We start from the raw sequence: 16,283 nt of genomic DNA, 5'->3' as shown, positions 1-16,283 counted from the left end.
TTTACAGGCTTCCAAACACGGTACGGATACGATTTAGTTCCAGCCATCGCAGTGGCGACGTGCACCGGCCAGGCGATATCCGTCCGATGATCAAATCGAGGTCGACTATGTCAAATCATCTTAAATTCTACATCGACGGCGCTTGGGTCGACCCCGTTGCGCCCAGTACCCTCGATGTTATCGATCCCTCGACCGAGGAACCCTTCACGCAGATATCTCTAGGTTCGAAAGCTGATGTCGACAAGGCGGTTGCCGCAGCGAAAACGGCCTTTGTCACCTTCTCGCAGACATCGGTCGCCGATCGCCTGGCGCTGCTGCGCAAAATTCTGGAAGTCTACAACGCGCGATTTGAGGATGTCGCCCAGGCAGTGAGCCGCGAGATGGGCGCACCGCTGTCTTTCGCCCGCGACGCGCAAGCATGGGCCGGACGCGCGCACATGGAATCGACCATCGCCTCGCTTGAAACCTATGAGTTCTCCGAAAAGCGCGGCTCGACGATGATCGTCAAGGAGCCGATCGGCGTTTGCGCGCTGATTACACCGTGGAACTGGCCGCTCAACCAGATCGTCTGCAAGGTCGCGCCGGCGCTCGCCGCCGGCTGCACGGTCGTTCTGAAACCTTCCGAAATAGCGCCGATCTCCGGTATCGTCTGGGCCGAGATCATGCACGAGGCCGGCGTTCCGAAGGGTGTGTTCAATCTCGTCAACGGAAATGGCCCTGATGTCGGTCAGGTGATGGCCGGCCACCCCGACGTTGACATGGTCTCGTTCACCGGCTCGACCCGCGCCGGCATTATCGTCGCCAAGACGGCGGCCGATACGGTCAAGCGTGTCGCGCAGGAATTGGGCGGCAAGTCGCCCAACATCATTCTCCCAGACGCGGATTTGGAGCACGCGGTGCGTCAGGGCGTGCAGGGCTGCTTCGGCAACTCCGGCCAGTCGTGCGACGCGCCGACCCGCATGCTGGTACCGGCCGACCGGCACGATGAGGCGCTAGCTTTCGCAAAATCCGAGGCTGAGGGTTTCGTCACCGGCGATCCCCGCGACGAGAAGACCGTGCTCGGACCCGTCGTCAGCCAATTGCAGTTCGACAAGATCCAGCGCCTCATCGAAGCTGGTATCAAGGAGGGCGCTACGCTCGTCACCGGCGGCCTCGGTCGCCCGGAGAACCTCAATCGCGGCTACTACATCCGCCCCACGATCTTCGGCAACGTTTCCCGCGACATGACCATCGCCCGCGAAGAAATCTTCGGGCCGGTGCTCTCGATCCTACCCTACAGCGACGAAGAGGAGGCGATCGAAATAGCAAACGACACCGTCTACGGTCTCGCGGCCTATGTCCAATCGACCGATATCGGCCACGCCCGAAACGTCGCAGCGCGCATGCGGGCCGGCTCCGTCTATCTCAACTATCCCGAATGGGACACCTTCGCCCCCTTCGGCGGCTACAAGCAGTCCGGCAACGGTCGCGAGTACGCCGATTGGGCGATCCACGACTTTCTTGAGATCAAGGGCATCGTCGGTTACGGCGACTGAGAGCGTACAAATCAAAGGCAACCGGCCTCATGGCCATTTGCCGGGCCGGTTTGGGCTCGATCACCTCAAATATTGAAAGACTAACGGATTTTGCATGTCGGAAAACCTCGGAAAATCGGTGGCGCAGCTCGCCGTCCTCCTTCAGCAGCGGGCACTCGACCCTGTCGATCTCGCGGAGGAGACATTGGACGCAATGGCCAACCATCCGGACAAGGCGATCTTTACGACCATGACCGCCGACCGAGCGAGAACGGAAGCCCGCCTCTCCTCCGAACGCATCCGCGGGGGCCGTTCGCACGGCCTGCTGGACGGCGTGCCGATCGCGTGGAAGGACCTCTTTGATCTCAAGGGTCTCTCGACGACCGCCGGCTCGGTCGTTCTTAAAAGCGAACAGCCGGCGAGTACGGACGCCGACGTCGTGACCGCGTTGAAATCCGCCGGGATGGTCTGCATCGGCCGAACCAACATGAGCGAATTCGCGTTCTCGGGCCTCGGCATCAATCCGAATTACGGGACGCCGCGCAATCCGCGCTCGACCGACGTTCCAAGACTCCCGGGAGGCTCCTCTTCCGGCTCGGCAGTCGCCGTCGCGGCCGGACTGGTACCCGTTGCGATGGGCACAGACACTGGTGGCTCGGTCCGCATTCCAGCCGCCTTCAACGGGCTGGTCGGCTACAAGGCGAGCCGCAGCCGCTACTCGATGAGCGGCGTCTATCCTCTGGCAACCAGCCTCGATTCCCTCGGCCCCCTTGTCCGTACCGTCTCGGATGCGATCTGGGTCGATGCTGCGATGCGGAGGATGACCGCGCCGTCCATCCCGGCCACCTCTATTGCCGATCTGAAACTGGTCGTTCCGGAAACGGTCTTCTTAGATGGCGCCGAACCGGGCGTGGTAGCGGCGTTTGAGGCTGCTATCAGCCGGCTGGAGAAGTCAGGTGTGAGGGTTCGCCGACAGGCTTTTCCGGAAATCTCTGAAATCTTCGAACTCATGACGCAACACGGGGCGCTTGTCACCGCCGAAGCCTATGTGTTGCATCATGAGCGCCTGGCCGGACCGGACGCCAGCCGGATGGACCGGCGCGTCGTTCAACGGGCACGTCTCGGCGAAAAGATCAGCCTCGTCGACTACGTGAAGATTCGACAAGCCCGCGAGCGTCTGACGCGCTCCTTCGCCTCGAAGCTGTCGTCCGGCGAACTGATCGCGTCACCGACCCTTCCCCATGTGGCACCGCCGATCGAGCCGCTGCTGGAGAACGACGACTTGTTCTTCGCGACCAACGGCAAGACGTTGCGCAACACGCTGATCGGCAATTTCCTGGACTGGTGCGGTGTATCGCTACCCTCCGGACAAGGCGACGCGGGCATGCCGGTCGGTTTCCTTCTGTCCGGCCTCAAAGGCCACGACGAGGCCGTGCTCTCCGCGGCATTCGCGATCGAGCATATCGTCGGCGGCCTCTAGGAGCCGCCGACCCTCAAAAGTTCAATAGCCCGCTTTGATCTTTTCGAACTCGGCGATCATCTTCTGCCGCAGCTCGATCGGCATCGGCGACTGGAACAGCGTATTCGAGACGAACTTGTCCACATCGGCATAGCCCTTGTCGGCGAGGATCTGCGCATCGACCGCGGCCATGCCCTTGGCATTGGCATGACCATAGCCCCAGCTCTCGACGATGTAGGCAGCGACATCAGGGGCGGAGATCGCATTCAGGAAATCATACTGCTTTTCCTCGCTGCCCTCGGCCCCTTTCAGCCGGACATAGCCGCACACCCAGGTGGAAAGCCCCTCGGTCGTATCGCGTTTCATCTCTACCGGCACACCATCCGCAAGCAGCGTGGTGGCGGTCTCGTTCCAGGCCCAGGCGAGATCGACCTCGCCGCCGGCGATCGCCTGGCTGAGATCGGTATTGTCCGTCCAATAAAGACGCACATTCTTGTGCACCTCGCGAAGGAAGTCGGAGGCCTGCTGGAACTGCTCGTCGATCAGCGTAGTCCAGTCCTTGACCCCGATCGCCAGGCTGGCGAGCGCATAGGCATCATCGACATTGTCTCCGATCGATACCCGGTCCTTGAACTTCGGATCGGCGAAGGCCTTCAGCGACGTGACCTCCTCCGGCTTGACCGTGTCGGTCCGGTAGGTGAGCAGGGTATTGCCCCATTCGAAGGGCAGGAAATAGGCTGTGCCGTCCGGCCCGGTCATCAGGCCCTTCATCGACTGGATGCCGGGGAGCACGTCGTTCCAGTTCTCCAGCTTTGCGGTATCCAACGGCTCAAGCAGACCCGCGTCACGCCACTTCGAAACACTCTGCGAGCAGGGGTGCGCGAGATCGGCCTTGAAGCCGGAGCGAAGCTTCTGGAACGCCTCTTCTTCATCGCCGAAGAACGAGAACTCGGGCTCCTCGCCATGTTTTGCAGCATAGGCCGGATGGAATGCCGGGTCCTCGTAGCCGGACCAGTCGAATATGACGATATTGTCTGCGGCTGATCCCGGCAAAGCCGTTGCAGCCAAAAAGCCCGCGGTCAGAACGGCGAGGACAGATTTCCCAAAGGCAGAGGTAGTCGACATGGTTTTCTCCAGTTCCGGTTTGCTGTTCCCTATTTTGAAATTGGACCCTCGCGGGTCATGTGATCAGGAAAGGCGGCGACGATAAATTCTATCGCAGCCGCATGCGCGCCCTCTCGCGCTAGCCCGTCACTCATCATCAGACGCCACCAAAGCCCCTCCAGCGTGGCGCACAGTGCGAGCGTCATCGCCTTCGGCTCATAACTGTAGCGACCCTCCGTCTTCATTTGCGAGACGAGATCCTCGAAAAGCTGCTGGTACCGCGCATCCCGCGCACCACAGAGCGCCTGGTAGGTCGGACGGGATTTCGCCTCACCCCAGAAGGCGCACCAGGCGGCAAGCTTGCGCTTGGTCGTAATCTTGCGGTCGAAATCGGCGGCAACGAGCGTCCATAGTTTCGCCGCGGCGCTGGATCCGGCCTTTTCCAGCGCAGCCATCCAATGGGAGGCATATTCGTCGGCCATGTGCTGCAGCGTTGCAATCAGCAGCTTGTCCTTGCTCTCGAAGTGGAAATTGACGATGCCGCGCGACAAGCCCGCGCCATCGGCCACGTCGGCAAGCGTCGTCTCTGCGTAACCACGCTTGGCGAGAGAGTCGATCGTCGCCTCGATCAGTTGCTGGCGTCGCGTTTCCTTTGAGGCCTTGCGGCCGCGCTTTTCGGTCTCTGCCCCATCCTGCCGTGCGGCGGCGGTGTCTTTCATACCTTTGGCCCAATCATCATCTTCGGGATCGCGCAGCATCATCATGTCAGCCGATCTGCCTTGTAACCGCGAAGATGAGTGGGACAGTGCTCTCCGCTGTCAAGGACCTTCTGCATCGCCGTCCACGTACGAATGTTCTTCTCCACATAGGCCTCGCCGACCGCAGCGACGGCGGCAGCGCGCAGTGGCCCTTTCAATCTTTCAAGTTCGCCGCGAGCAACCTCGCGATACCAGGCATTTCGGCTTTCCGCCGTAACATTGACAAAACCCGCCTGCTCCATCGCCAAGATGTAGCGTCGTGCCGAAGCCATTCCGAAACTCAGCCCTTCGGCCGCTATATAGTCACGCATGTCATCCGACGGTTCGTTATCGTGACCGATAAGCCAGTCGGAGGCAGCGAAAACGCCTCCTACCTTCAGCACCCGATAAATCTGCGCGAATAGCGCTTCCTTATCAGACACATGCACCAACGCGTCTTTTGAAAAGACGAAGTCAAAGCTGTCGTTAGGGAACGGCAGCGGTCCTGGCAGGCCTTGGATGAAGTCGACCCGACCCGAAAGTCCGGCCTTTTCGGCCGCCCCCCGGGCTCGCTCGATGACGGGCAATTCCACATCGAAGCCGGTCATGCGGGCCGGCTCGAATGTGCGGGCAATGTGAAGCGTAATGCCGCCTGCCCCGCAGCCAATATCCAATCCGGACTTGCCCCTGAGATCGAGGCCTGCAAGCACACGATCGACCTCCTCCGGCCCGCCAGGCGAGAGATAACCCTCACCCCACAGTACCTCCAGAAAGCGGATCGCCTGCTCGTCATACTCAGGCTCATGGACTTCTTCGATCGCCATGCAGACCTCGTTCGGATCACCTCGAAATCCTAGCGCATAATCGCAGGATTGCAACAAACTTGCTGAATGTTCATTCAATACGTCTGGACAAAATTCCTGATTTCGTGCCACTTTCCCCTCATGCACTGCAAACGAGGGGTAAAATGAAGACCCATGACGTGGTGATGATTGGCGGAGGGCACAACGGCCTCGTGGCGGCCTGCTATCTGCAGCGGGCCGGGCTCGACGTGCTCGTTCTTGAAAAGAACGACTGGGTCGGCGGCGCCGCGACCAGCCGCGAGCTCACCCCCGGCTTTCTCTATTCGAACTGCTCCTATGTGTGCTCCCTCTTCCGGCCGGAGATCATGCGTGATCTTGAGCTGCCGAAACACGGTCTGCAGGTGATTTCGTATGAAGGCGGCGCTGTCTTCACCCGCGACGGAGATCATCTGGCCTCCTACCGCGATCACGACAGTCACCGCCGCGAATTCGCCCGCTGGTCGAAACGCGACGCGGAAGCCTATGACCGCTATGCGCGCGACGTCACGCGCCAGTGCCGCTTCATCCAGCCACTCCTGATGCGCACCGCGCCGGACCCCTTCTCTTTCAAGCCACGCGACATCGGCGAGCTCCTATATATCGCCAAACGCTTCGGCGAATTCTCGCCGGCTGAAATGGCCCGCACGCTGCGTTTCTGGACGATGTCCATTTCGGACTTCCTCGACGAGTATTTTGAAACCGACGTCATCAAGGCCTATCTCGCCCTCTCCGGCATCATCGGCACGGCGCTCGGCCCGATGTCGCCCGGCACGGCCTATGTCCTGCTGCATCATTACATGGGCGAGGTGGACGGCTCCGTCGGCGCATGGGGCTATGCCAGAGGCGGTATGGGCGCCATAACCAAGGCGCTGGCAAACTCATTTCAGGCATCGGGCGGAACGATCCGCACGGGCGCCGACGTCGACAAGGTCCTGACCCGCAGCGGCGAGGCAACCGGCGTGGTGCTCGTGAATGGCGAGGAAATCCGTGGCCGCACGATCGTTTCCAATGCCGATGTAAAGCGCACTTTCCTCGGAATGGTCGAGGAAAAGGATCTTCCGGAAACCTTCATCCATCGCGTGAAGCACTTCAAGATGCGGGGCTCCTCGGGGAAGCTGAACATCGCGCTCGACAGCCTGCCGGAATTTCCCGCGCTGCCGAAAGGGTCGAGCTGCATCCGCGGCGACATGCATTTCACCGATTCCGTCGAACGCATGGAGCGCGCCTACGACGACTGGAAGGCGGGGCATTGGTCCGCTGATCCTTTCGTCGACATGATGATCCCCACAACGCTCGACCCGACGATGGCACCGCCCGGAAAGCACTTCATGAGCTGCTTCGTGCAGTACTGTCCGCCCAAGGTGGAGGGCCGGGACTGGACAGATGCCGACCGCGACGCCTTCGCCGAGACCGTCGTCAGCCAGATAGCCGACTATTCTCCCGGATTCCGGGACCGCATCCTGCACATGGAGGTCCGCACGCCGCGCGAGATCGAGGCGGAGGTTGGCCTGACCGAGGGCAATATCTTCCAGGGCGAACTGACCTTCGACCAGTTGCTCTTCAATCGCCCAGTTCCCGGCTACGCCCAGTATCGAAGCCCGGTGAAGGGGCTCTACCTCTGCGGCTCCTCCACCCATCCCGGCGGCGGGGTCATGGGCGCGCCAGGCCGCAACGCGGCGGTGGAAATCTTGCGAGATCTCAAACGCGACCGCCAGCACATGAGTGAAGCCCATGACGTCATTTGATGTGATTGTGATCGGCGGCGGGCACAACGGGCTCACAGCCGCGACAAAGCTGGCAAAGAGCGGTCGCAAGGTCATCGTGGTGGAAGCGGCTGATCGTGTCGGTGGCGCGCTCCGTGGCGACGAATTCCATCCCGGTTTCCGGGCCGACGGCCTCGCCCACATCGTCAACCGGCTCGATCCGGAGGTCGCAACACTGCTTGATTTATCCGCGATCGAAAACGCCAGACCCGCATCCACGGCGGTCCTGTCGATGGAGGGGACGGCCGCAATCCTTGAGGGAGGATACGGCGAGCGGTTGATCGGCGTATCGCCCAACGAGGAGCAGGCGTTCGCTGCTCTTCGCAGAAAACTGCTCTTCCAAGCGGACATCCTGAAGCGCTTCCTGAGGCGGCCTCCACCGCAAATCGGCAACATCACCGCCGGTGACCTGGCAGCCTTTGCCTCGGCCGGCTTCGGCCTTATCCGCAAGGGCCGTGAGGAAGGCCGCGATTTCCTGCGCATGCTGTTGATGAATGTCGCAGATGTCGCCGATGAGTATCTCACCGACGACCGCCTGAAAGGTCTGCTTGCGTTCGACGCGACTTTGGGCATTCATCTCGGTCCGCGGTCACCGACCTCACTGCTGGGCCTTTACTATCGGCTGACCGGTGAGGCGATGGGCGCCGCCGGCGCGCAATTCATCCCGGGGGGCGGCATGGGCGCGCTGGCGGCGGCCTTCGAATCCGCCGCCGTCGAGGCCGGCGTCACCTTGCGATGCGGGTCTGCTGTCGCCCGTATTCACGCCGATCACGGGACGGTCAGCGGCATCGTCCTTGCAAATGGCGAGGAATTGACGGCCCCCGTGATCGTCTCCGCGATCCATCCGAAGACGACCTTTCTCCAGCTTGTCGATCCGGCCGAAACCGGCACCGGTTTCCTCCGCAGCATCCGCAATATCCGCTCCAGGGGCAATGTCGCCCGCCTTGATCTCGCCCTTGACCACCCGCCAGAGTTTATCGGCCTTGGAACCGGGCAACTCAAAAGCCGGATCGTCATTTCCCGCTCGATCGATCACGTGGAGACGGCTTTCAATCCGGCCAAGTATGGGGAATTTTCTGCCGACCCGGCAATGGAGATCGTGCTGCCGAGCCTGCACGACACGAGCCTTGCACCATCCGGCGCCGCCACCCTCTCCGCTCTCGTGCAGTTCGCGCCTTACGACTTGAAAGAGGGTTGGGAGAGCGGGAAGCCGAAGTTCGAAGCCATCATACTCGATGTTCTTGACCGCTATGCGCCCGGCATCCGGACCTCCGTTCGCGCCTCCCGCCTGATGACACCAAAGGAGATCGAGACGACTTACCACATGCCCGGCGGGCACTGGCATCATGGCGAGCTGCAGGCGGATCAGCTACTCGTTAATCGACCGGTCAATGCCGCCTCCGGCTATGCCACCCCGCTAAAGGGGCTTTATCTCGCGAGCGCGGGCGCCCATCCGGGTGGCGGCATCTCCGGCCTGCCTGGTCTTATTGCCGCCAGAACGATCCTTGCTGGAGACCGCCGATGACCAACGCTACCGCCATCCGCCGGAGCCTCCAGCGCCACATCTCGACACCGCGGCTGGAAACACCCTTCCATCCGCGACTGTCGGTCCTTTCAACGACAAGCGACTGGTACAACTGGGCCGGCTACAAGGCACCGCATTCGATCTTCGACAGCGATCTCGAATACTTCGCCATCCGCTCCACCGCCGCTCTCTTCGATATCTCGCCAATGGTGAAATACCGTATCAAGGGGCCCGACGCGGAATCTCTCCTCAACCGCGTGACACTCCGCGATGTTCGCAAACTGAGCCCCGGCCGCGTCCACTACACGGCCTGGTGCGACGATGAGGGCCACGTCCTCGATGACGGCACGCTGTTCCGCCTTTCGGATCGGGATTTCCGCCTCTGCTGTCAGGAACGTCACCTTCCCTGGCTCGCCGACAGCGCCATCGGCTTCAACGTCGAAATCGCCGAAGAGACCGACGAGATCGCCGGACTGGCCCTTCAGGGACCGACAAGCTTCGCGGTTCTTTCTGAGGCCGGATTTGCAGGCGTCGAACATCTGAGACCTTTCCAACTCGCTCTGTTCGAGCATGATGGCGGCGCGGTCGTGATTTCGCGGACAGGCTTTACCGGCGATCTGGGCTACGAACTCTTCGTCCCAGCACCGTCGGCGCTATCGCTGTGGGACCGGCTCTGGCAGGCCGGTCAATTGCTCGGGGTTCAGGCCATCGGCTACGACGCGCTGAACCGCGCAAGGATCGAAGCTGGCTTCATCGTCGCCAATGCCGATTTCGTCACCGCCGAAGCGGCGTTGAGGGCGGACCGGGAACGCCTGCCGGACGAGATCGGCCTCGACTGGATGATCGATCTTGAAAAGCCCTGGTTCAATGGCCGTGACGCCATTCTCGAGGCGCGCCGCAAGCATAGCCTGCGCTACATTCTCGTTGGTCTCGAGATCGAAGGCAACATTCCCGCCGAGCACGCGCTCGTCTATCATCGGCAGAAGAATGAAGCAGGCCTTGTCAGCGCTGCTATCTGGTCGCCGCTTGCAAAACGCAACATCGCGATCGCCACCCTGGAACGTCCCTTCGGCGAACGGATCGCCGACGATCTCTGGGTCGAGATCTATGCGTTGCGGGAGCTTCAATACCACAAGATGATGAAGCGCGCGAAGGTCGTGCCGCGCCCGTTCGTCAAGCTGGATCGCCGATCCGCCAACCCGCCCGGACGGTTCTGAAGAGCAGGCTATGGACTCCGAAACGGCAGTGCAATGGGAGCTTGTGAACACACCGGTCGGCGAGGAATGGTCCGGACGGGCTCGCTATGCGGCAGCGATGTTCTTCCACAAGCGCGGCGAGATGGATGCGGCGACGCTGGAGATCTATCGCTATCTGGCGCGTCTCGATTTCGAGGATCCGCTTGCCGCTCTCAAGCGATACAAGATTGGCGACGACTGGATCGCTCGGGCTCAAGCCGGCCGCTCCACCCGGTGACTTAGAGAATGCGCTCCTCCGGCTCGTCCTCGGCCAGCGGCACGAAGGCGTCCGGATCGAAGGCAAGCCGGATCGGCGCCCCAAGCGGCAGATCGTCGGCACCGTAGGTGTTCGTCTCGATCATGGAGAGCGGTGCCTCCAGACCGTCCACCAGAACCGACAGATGGGTCGTCTCCCCGAAATAGGCACGGTCCACCACCCTGCCCTGAAGTTCGTGGTCGGCCCGCTCCTCGTCCCACAGCAACCGCAGCCGTTCCGGCCGAATGCCAAGCGTGATCTTGCCGTCGGCGGACATAAGTCCGGGTGTTGCCGGAAGTTTCAGACGGCCGAACCGTTCAGTGTCGACGGCAATCAAACCGCCGGCCGTATCGACCACTGTCCCGGAAAGGAAATTGATACCGCCCAGAAAATCGGCAACCCGCCGGGTGCGGGGATGCTGGTAGATTTCCTTGGGTGTCGCCACCTGTGCGATCCTGCCGCCGAACATCACCGCGATCCGGTCGGAAAGCGCTAGCGCCTCATACTGGTCATGGGTAACGAGCACGAACGTGATGCCCACCGCCTTCTGCAACGACCGAAGTTCCGTCTGCATCTCCTCCCGCAGCTTCTTGTCGAGTGCCGACAGCGGCTCATCGAGCAGCAGCACCTTTGGCCGCAGTACCAGCGCACGCGCAAGCGCAACGCGCTGCCGCTGCCCACCCGAGAGTTCGTGACCCCGGCGCTTGCCAAGTCCCGTCAGCCGCACCTGCTCGAGCACCGCGCCGACTCGGCGCTTCTCCTCGGCGCTCTCCAGCCCCAGCCGCTTCAGCCCGTAGGAGACGTTTTGCTCGACGTCGAGATGCGGAAAGATCGCATAGCTCTGGAACACCATATTGGTCGGACGCCGGTTGGGTGGCACGCCGATCATCGTTTCGCCGTCGATCCGGATGTCGCCGCTGCTGGGTGTTTCAAAGCCCGCTATGGACCGGAGAAGTGTCGTTTTCCCGCAACCCGAGGGACCGAGAAGCGAGAAAAACTCCCCCGCTGCAATGTCCAGCGAGACCTCCGACAGAGCCTTGTAGATGCCGTAGAACTTGTTCACTCCGGAAATCGCGATCATCGGCTTCTCATGCATGCAATGTTCCTCCGGAAGAAACCTGGCGCTCCGCCCGACGACGCAACAGTTCCGCCGCCACGAGGAGCAGGATCGACAGCAGCAGCATGATGCTTCCGAGCGCCAGAACGCCGGGCAGCTTGGCGGCAAACCGCAACTGCCCCCAGATGTAGACCGGAAGCGTCGGCTCGGTTCCCGACAGGAAGAAAGCCAGCAGGAACTCGTCGAGCGAGATGGTGAACGACACCAGCAGGCTCGACAGCACCGCTGGCGCCACGACCGGCAGCGTCACCCTGCGAAACGTCCCGAATGCCGTCTCGCCGAGATCGAGCGAGGCTTCTTCGAGCGACCGGTCGAAACCATCGAAACCCGCCGTCAGCACCGACATGGAATAGGGAAGACAGAACACCGTCTGGCCGAGGATGACGGTGGCAAGCGAAAGCTCCAGCCCGATTTGCAGGATGATCATCAGCAGCGAAACGGCCACGATGATCTCCGGCAGGAAGAGCGGCGCCATGATCAAACCGGTCGCGGCACGGCGTCCCCGGAAGCGATAACGCGTGACGGCACGGGCAGCGCAGATGGCAAGACCCGTAGACAGCAGCGAAACGCAGACGCCGATGATCAGGCTGTTGAGCGCCGCGTCCAGCATTTCGCGATTGCCCCAGAGCGAGGCGTACCACTTGGTCGTGAAGCCTGCGAGCGGAAAGCGAGTCGCAGCGGCATTGTTGAAGGAGAAGACCGGCAGCAGCAGGATCGGCAGGTAGAGAAACACCATGTAGATGGCGACGAAGACGGGCAAAAGCCGCCAGCGCGATGATCCCGCCACCCTCATCGGATCCGCCCCACGATGAACTTGAGGGACAATGCACAGACGGCGGCCATCAGTGTCACCACAGCCATCGTCGTGACCGAGAGTGCCGCACCCAGCGGCCAGTTCGCCCCCTTGCCGAACTGCGCCTGGATGGCGGTCGCGATCATCACGCCATCCTTGCCGCCGACGAGCTTCGGCGTCACGTAATCGCCGACTGTCGGGATCATCACGATCAGCAGTGCCGAAATCACTCCCGGCAAGGAGAGCGGCAGCACCACTCTCAGAAAGCTGCGCACCGGTCCGTCGCCCAGATCCCGTGCAGCCTCGACCAGCGAGCGATCAATCTTTTCCAATGAGACGAAGATCGGCAGGATGGCGAACGCCGCCCAACTGTGGACCAGCGTGATGACGACGGCATTGGAATTATAGAGGAGTGAGGCGATCGGCTGGTCGATCACACCGGCGGACATTAAGCCTGTGTTGAGCACGCCCTGGTAACCGAGGATCATCTTCCACGACATCACCCGGAGCAGGTAACTCGTCCAGCAGGGGATCGTGATCAGGAAGATCAGCAGGTTCTTGTGCCGGCCACCGTGAAACGAGATGAACCACGCGACGGGGTAGGAGATCACCACAGTCACCACGCTGACCACAAGCGAGATGATCAATGAACGGACCAGAAGATCCTGGTACATTGGCTCCGTCAGCGCGGCACGATAATTGCCCAGTGTCAGCGTACGATCGATTTCCAGATAGTTCTGGCTCCAGAAACTGTAGGCAACGACGGTCAGGATCGGAACGCCGAGCAGTGCGATGGCGTAGATCAGGGTGGGAGACACCAGCGCGAGGCCGGTTGCCTCTTCGCTGTTTCGCCACGACCCGCGTGAGCCCACCTCACCGGGGCGCTGCCGAAGGTCTGCGCTCGCGGCAAGGGCCATCAGACCCCTCCCGTGGCCGACCAGCGGCGACAATCGCACGCTATCGATCGCCTCATCCTGTTCCCCTTGGAGCCTTTACGGCCCTCGTCCTTCTGTTTTCCAAGATGAACGCAAATGCCGAAGGATTGCAAGCGAAAGATTTCCGAATCTGATTGAACGGCCATTCAATATAGTGTTATTACTCTCATGAAATTCATGGAGTTGCGACTGCAAAAGAGAGGAGCCGCGAAATGGCTGCCGAACCCAAGTTGTCGATGGATATATCGACCGTCGAAGATGCCCTCGTCACCGACGCGAAGGCCCATCTCATCCAGCCGTGGCCGACCTCCGGACAGATCGGCGCCGAGGCCCGCAGCGGCCTCATGGACGGTGACGGAATTTATGTTACTGACATGGAAGGCCGACGCCTGATCGATGGCCCGGCCGGCATGTGGTGCACCAATGTCGGCCACCGCTGCGAGCCCATCGCGCGCACGCTTTACGACCAGGCGATGGCTCTCTCCTACAGTTCACCCTGGTACACGATGAGTGAACCGTCGGTGCGGCTCTCGAAGCGGCTAGCCGGACACGCGCCCGGCGACCTGGAGCACGTCTTCTACACGACAGGCGGATCATCGGCTGTCGAGACGGCGCTGCGCTTCATGCAGTTCTCGAACAACGTCACCGGCCGCGCTGAGAAGAAGTTGATCATCGCGCGACAAGGCGCTTATCACGGATCGACCTATCTTTCGGCATCCCTCAACGGGCGTCCCCGCGACCACGACTGGATGGACAGCGCCAGCGACCTCGTCGTCAAGCTGACATGCCCCAATCCGTTTCGCCGCCCGTCGGACATGACCGAGCCGGAGTTCTGCGATTTTCTCATCGGTGAACTCCGCGACGTGATCGAGACGCGCGGTGCAGAAAACATCGGCGCCTTCGTCGCCGAACCGATCATGGCCTCCGGCGGGGTCATCGTCCCACCGCAAGCCTATCTGAAGCGCATGCGTGCCCTCTGCCAGGAAAACGACATCCTGTTCATCGCCGACGAGGTCGTCACCGCTTTCGGACGTCTGGGTCATGTTTTCGCCTCGAAGGAGGTCTTCGACATCGAGCCCGACATCATCACCTTCGCGAAGGGCGTCACCTCCGGCTATTTCCCTCTGGGCGGCGCGATGATCTCGTCGAAGCTCTTGGAACGGCTGCGGTCATCGAACCACTCCGACGCAATGTTCGCCCACGGCCTCACCTATAGCAGCCACCCGATCGGCTGCGCCGTGGCCCTCACCAATCTCGACCTCCTGGAGCAGGGCTTGCTGGCACACGCCCAGGAAATCGCACCTTACTTTCAGAGCCAGTTGAAGACTCTCGAGGATCTGCCGCTGGTCGGCGAGGTGCGAGGTCTCGGCCTGATGGCCTGCGTCGAATGCGTCGCCGATCGCAAAAGCAACAATCCGCTTGCACTCGACCTCGAAGTCGGCAAGCGAATCGATGCCCACTGCCAACGCCTCGGACTGCTTGTCCGCCCGTTGATCCATATGTGCGTGATGTCGCCACCCCTGACGATCACCAGACCGCAGATCGACGATCTCGTCTCGATCCTGCGACAGGGTATCAAGCTCACGATGGATGAACTCGTGCGCGAAGGACTGTGGCGCGGCTGACGAGCGAATGAAAAGGGGCGAGCCGTCGCTCGCCCCAAATACTGCTGCAGCCTCGCCGTCACGGGTGGCTCGACATCCTGCCGTTGATCTCCGCCATGTCCCGCTCATCCGGCGCCTCGTCGAGCGTCATGACCGGCAGGACCGCGCGCAGATGATCGTGATGCGTGCGGACACCATATTCGAGGTCGGACAGATAAAAGCCCGCGAATGCCTTCGAGGTCATCGCCTCGTTCGACCAGACCGTCAGTTGCACGTCTTCGGCCTGGGTGTCCCGGTCGATGCGCATGGCAAGATAACGAGCCAGTCTCTGTGCCCGGCTCTCGTCTTTGTACCGGTATACGCCGCCTCTCAACATCGTCTTCCCGACGGCAACCGGAAACTCCTGATAGAACTGCACCGTCTCCGGCGTCACCGCGATAACGGTGTTGGGAAAGAAGCCGTAGTAGATCCAGGCGGTCCGCAACTCTTGCGGAAGATGCATGCCCTCAGGGGCGACGTTCCTGTACATACGCACGCTCCAACGCCGTCCGGCATGCGGATTGTAGGTTGCGAACGAGCGACAGAGCCCATCGACGAACGGTTCGTCGTAGTAGGTCGAACCATAGAGATCCTGAAGTGCCGGATGCGCCATCGCGACGTGATAACCCTCGTTATCGACATCGCGCACCGACTTCCAGTTTACGGCCGACCCCTGCGTCCACAGACCCGCCGTCGGAACCATGTCGGTACTGCGATAATGGGCAAGCTCCGCTTCGAAGGGTTTGGCGAGTTCGGCGACGGACGGCTGCGGCCCGGGCTTCATGCGAATGAACACGAATCCCATCCAGACCTCTGTCTCAATGCTCGCCAGCGCGAACTCGTCCTTGTCGAGAGGCGGAAAACTGTCGGGCCGTGCTGCGCCGCGCAGCGTGCCGTCGAGATTGTAGACCCAGCCATGGAACGGACAGACCAGCGCTCCGCGGCAACGGCCCTTGTCATCCGCCACCAGCCGCGAGCCGCGATGCCGGCAGATGTTGTGAAAGGCCCGAACTTCCCCGTCCTTGTCCCGCAGCACGAGCACCCGTTCGCCGACGATGTCGAGCGTGATGTACTGTCCGGCCTCGGGAATGTCTGAAACGTGGCAGGCGATCTGCCAGTGTCGCCGGAAGACATGTTCTTTCTCCAGCTCCAACAGCGCCTCGGAATGGTAACACCAGCCGGGCAGCCCTCTGCGATCCCAGCTCTTTGGCACCGAGATGTCGCGCACATGTGTATTCATGGCGAGCTCCTTCTTGCTGAACGTTCATTCAATATAAGCACAGAAGCCCCTGGCAGGAAAGCTGTTAGACTTCTTCTTTTGTCAGCAAATCCGGAATGCGTAGGCGAGAGGCATTCAGCG

The 16,283-nt window shown here is 61.4% G+C and carries 14 protein-coding genes; 7 read left to right on the top strand and 7 right to left on the bottom strand.

Going from position 1 to position 16,283, the window contains the following annotated elements:
- Positions 1-107 precede the first annotated feature (107 nt).
- Positions 108-1,535, top strand: coding sequence for an aldehyde dehydrogenase family protein (locus J5J10_RS19680; RefSeq protein WP_211931395.1), 1,428 nt, complete (start codon positions 108-110; stop codon positions 1,533-1,535).
- Between the two features lie 94 nt (positions 1,536-1,629).
- Positions 1,630-2,994: an amidase gene (locus J5J10_RS19675; RefSeq protein WP_211931394.1), complete on the top strand. Its 1,365-nt coding sequence runs from the start codon at positions 1,630-1,632 to the stop codon at positions 2,992-2,994.
- Between the two features lie 21 nt (positions 2,995-3,015).
- Here J5J10_RS19675 and J5J10_RS19670 read toward each other — a convergent pair whose 3' ends face one another.
- The 3 genes from J5J10_RS19670 to J5J10_RS19660 are packed head-to-tail and all read right to left on the bottom strand — an operon-like array spanning position 3,016 to position 5,638.
- On the bottom strand, positions 3,016-4,098 hold the full coding sequence (locus J5J10_RS19670; protein ID WP_211931393.1) for an extracellular solute-binding protein: 1,083 nt from the start codon (positions 4,096-4,098) through the stop codon (positions 3,016-3,018).
- A gap of 29 nt (positions 4,099-4,127) precedes the next feature.
- Positions 4,128-4,796 (bottom strand): TetR/AcrR family transcriptional regulator, encoded by a 669-nt coding sequence (locus tag J5J10_RS19665; RefSeq protein ID WP_211931797.1) that lies wholly within the window; start codon positions 4,794-4,796, stop codon positions 4,128-4,130.
- A gap of 41 nt (positions 4,797-4,837) precedes the next feature.
- Entirely contained in the window at positions 4,838-5,638 is an 801-nt protein-coding gene (locus J5J10_RS19660; protein ID WP_211931392.1) for a class I SAM-dependent methyltransferase, read from the bottom strand.
- 143 nt (positions 5,639-5,781) lie between these two features.
- On the opposite strand from J5J10_RS19660, the gene J5J10_RS19655 reads away from it, so the two are divergent.
- Genes J5J10_RS19655 through J5J10_RS19640 form a run of 4 tightly spaced genes read left to right on the top strand, consistent with a single transcriptional unit; the run spans position 5,782 to position 10,417 of the window.
- Positions 5,782-7,401 (top strand): NAD(P)/FAD-dependent oxidoreductase, encoded by a 1,620-nt coding sequence (locus tag J5J10_RS19655; RefSeq protein WP_211931391.1) that lies wholly within the window; start codon positions 5,782-5,784, stop codon positions 7,399-7,401.
- Positions 7,388-8,944: an NAD(P)/FAD-dependent oxidoreductase gene (locus tag J5J10_RS19650; RefSeq protein WP_211931390.1), complete on the top strand. Its 1,557-nt coding sequence runs from the start codon at positions 7,388-7,390 to the stop codon at positions 8,942-8,944. Before J5J10_RS19655 ends, J5J10_RS19650 begins: the two co-directional genes overlap by 14 nt.
- On the top strand, positions 8,941-10,161 hold the full coding sequence (locus J5J10_RS19645) for an aminomethyltransferase family protein (protein WP_211931389.1): 1,221 nt from the start codon (positions 8,941-8,943) through the stop codon (positions 10,159-10,161). Before J5J10_RS19650 ends, J5J10_RS19645 begins: the two co-directional genes overlap by 4 nt.
- Before the next feature lie 10 nt (positions 10,162-10,171).
- Positions 10,172-10,417, top strand: a complete 246-nt coding sequence (locus tag J5J10_RS19640; RefSeq protein ID WP_211931388.1) for a hypothetical protein — start codon at positions 10,172-10,174, stop codon at positions 10,415-10,417.
- A gap of 1 nt (position 10,418) precedes the next feature.
- On the opposite strand, the gene J5J10_RS19635 is transcribed toward J5J10_RS19640, so the two are convergent.
- Genes J5J10_RS19635 through J5J10_RS19625 form a run of 3 tightly spaced genes read right to left on the bottom strand, consistent with a single transcriptional unit; the run spans position 10,419 to position 13,262 of the window.
- A complete protein-coding gene (locus J5J10_RS19635; protein ID WP_211931796.1) occupies positions 10,419-11,516 on the bottom strand; it encodes an ABC transporter ATP-binding protein in 1,098 nt (365 codons plus the stop codon).
- 7 nt (positions 11,517-11,523) lie between these two features.
- Positions 11,524-12,288 carry an ABC transporter permease gene (locus J5J10_RS19630; protein ID WP_249116996.1) on the bottom strand — a complete coding sequence of 255 codons (765 nt, stop codon included), beginning with the start codon at positions 12,286-12,288 and terminating at the stop codon, positions 11,524-11,526.
- 53 nt (positions 12,289-12,341) lie between these two features.
- A complete protein-coding gene (locus J5J10_RS19625; protein ID WP_211931386.1) occupies positions 12,342-13,262 on the bottom strand; it encodes an ABC transporter permease in 921 nt (306 codons plus the stop codon).
- Between the two features lie 254 nt (positions 13,263-13,516).
- Between J5J10_RS19625 and J5J10_RS19620 the strand changes: the two genes are divergently transcribed.
- Positions 13,517-14,905 carry an aminotransferase gene (locus J5J10_RS19620; protein ID WP_249116995.1) on the top strand — a complete coding sequence of 463 codons (1,389 nt, stop codon included), beginning with the start codon at positions 13,517-13,519 and terminating at the stop codon, positions 14,903-14,905.
- 58 nt (positions 14,906-14,963) lie between these two features.
- Here the strand turns inward: J5J10_RS19620 and J5J10_RS19615 are convergent, their stop codons facing one another.
- Positions 14,964-16,163, bottom strand: coding sequence for an aromatic ring-hydroxylating dioxygenase subunit alpha (locus J5J10_RS19615; protein ID WP_208554176.1), 1,200 nt, complete (start codon positions 16,161-16,163; stop codon positions 14,964-14,966).
- Positions 16,164-16,283: the final 120 nt, after the last annotated feature.

Source organism: Ciceribacter sp. L1K23, from assembly GCF_018122705.1.
Taxonomy (GTDB): Bacteria; Pseudomonadota; Alphaproteobacteria; order Rhizobiales; family Rhizobiaceae; genus Allorhizobium.
This window is presented reverse-complemented; position numbering and strand designations above follow the sequence as displayed.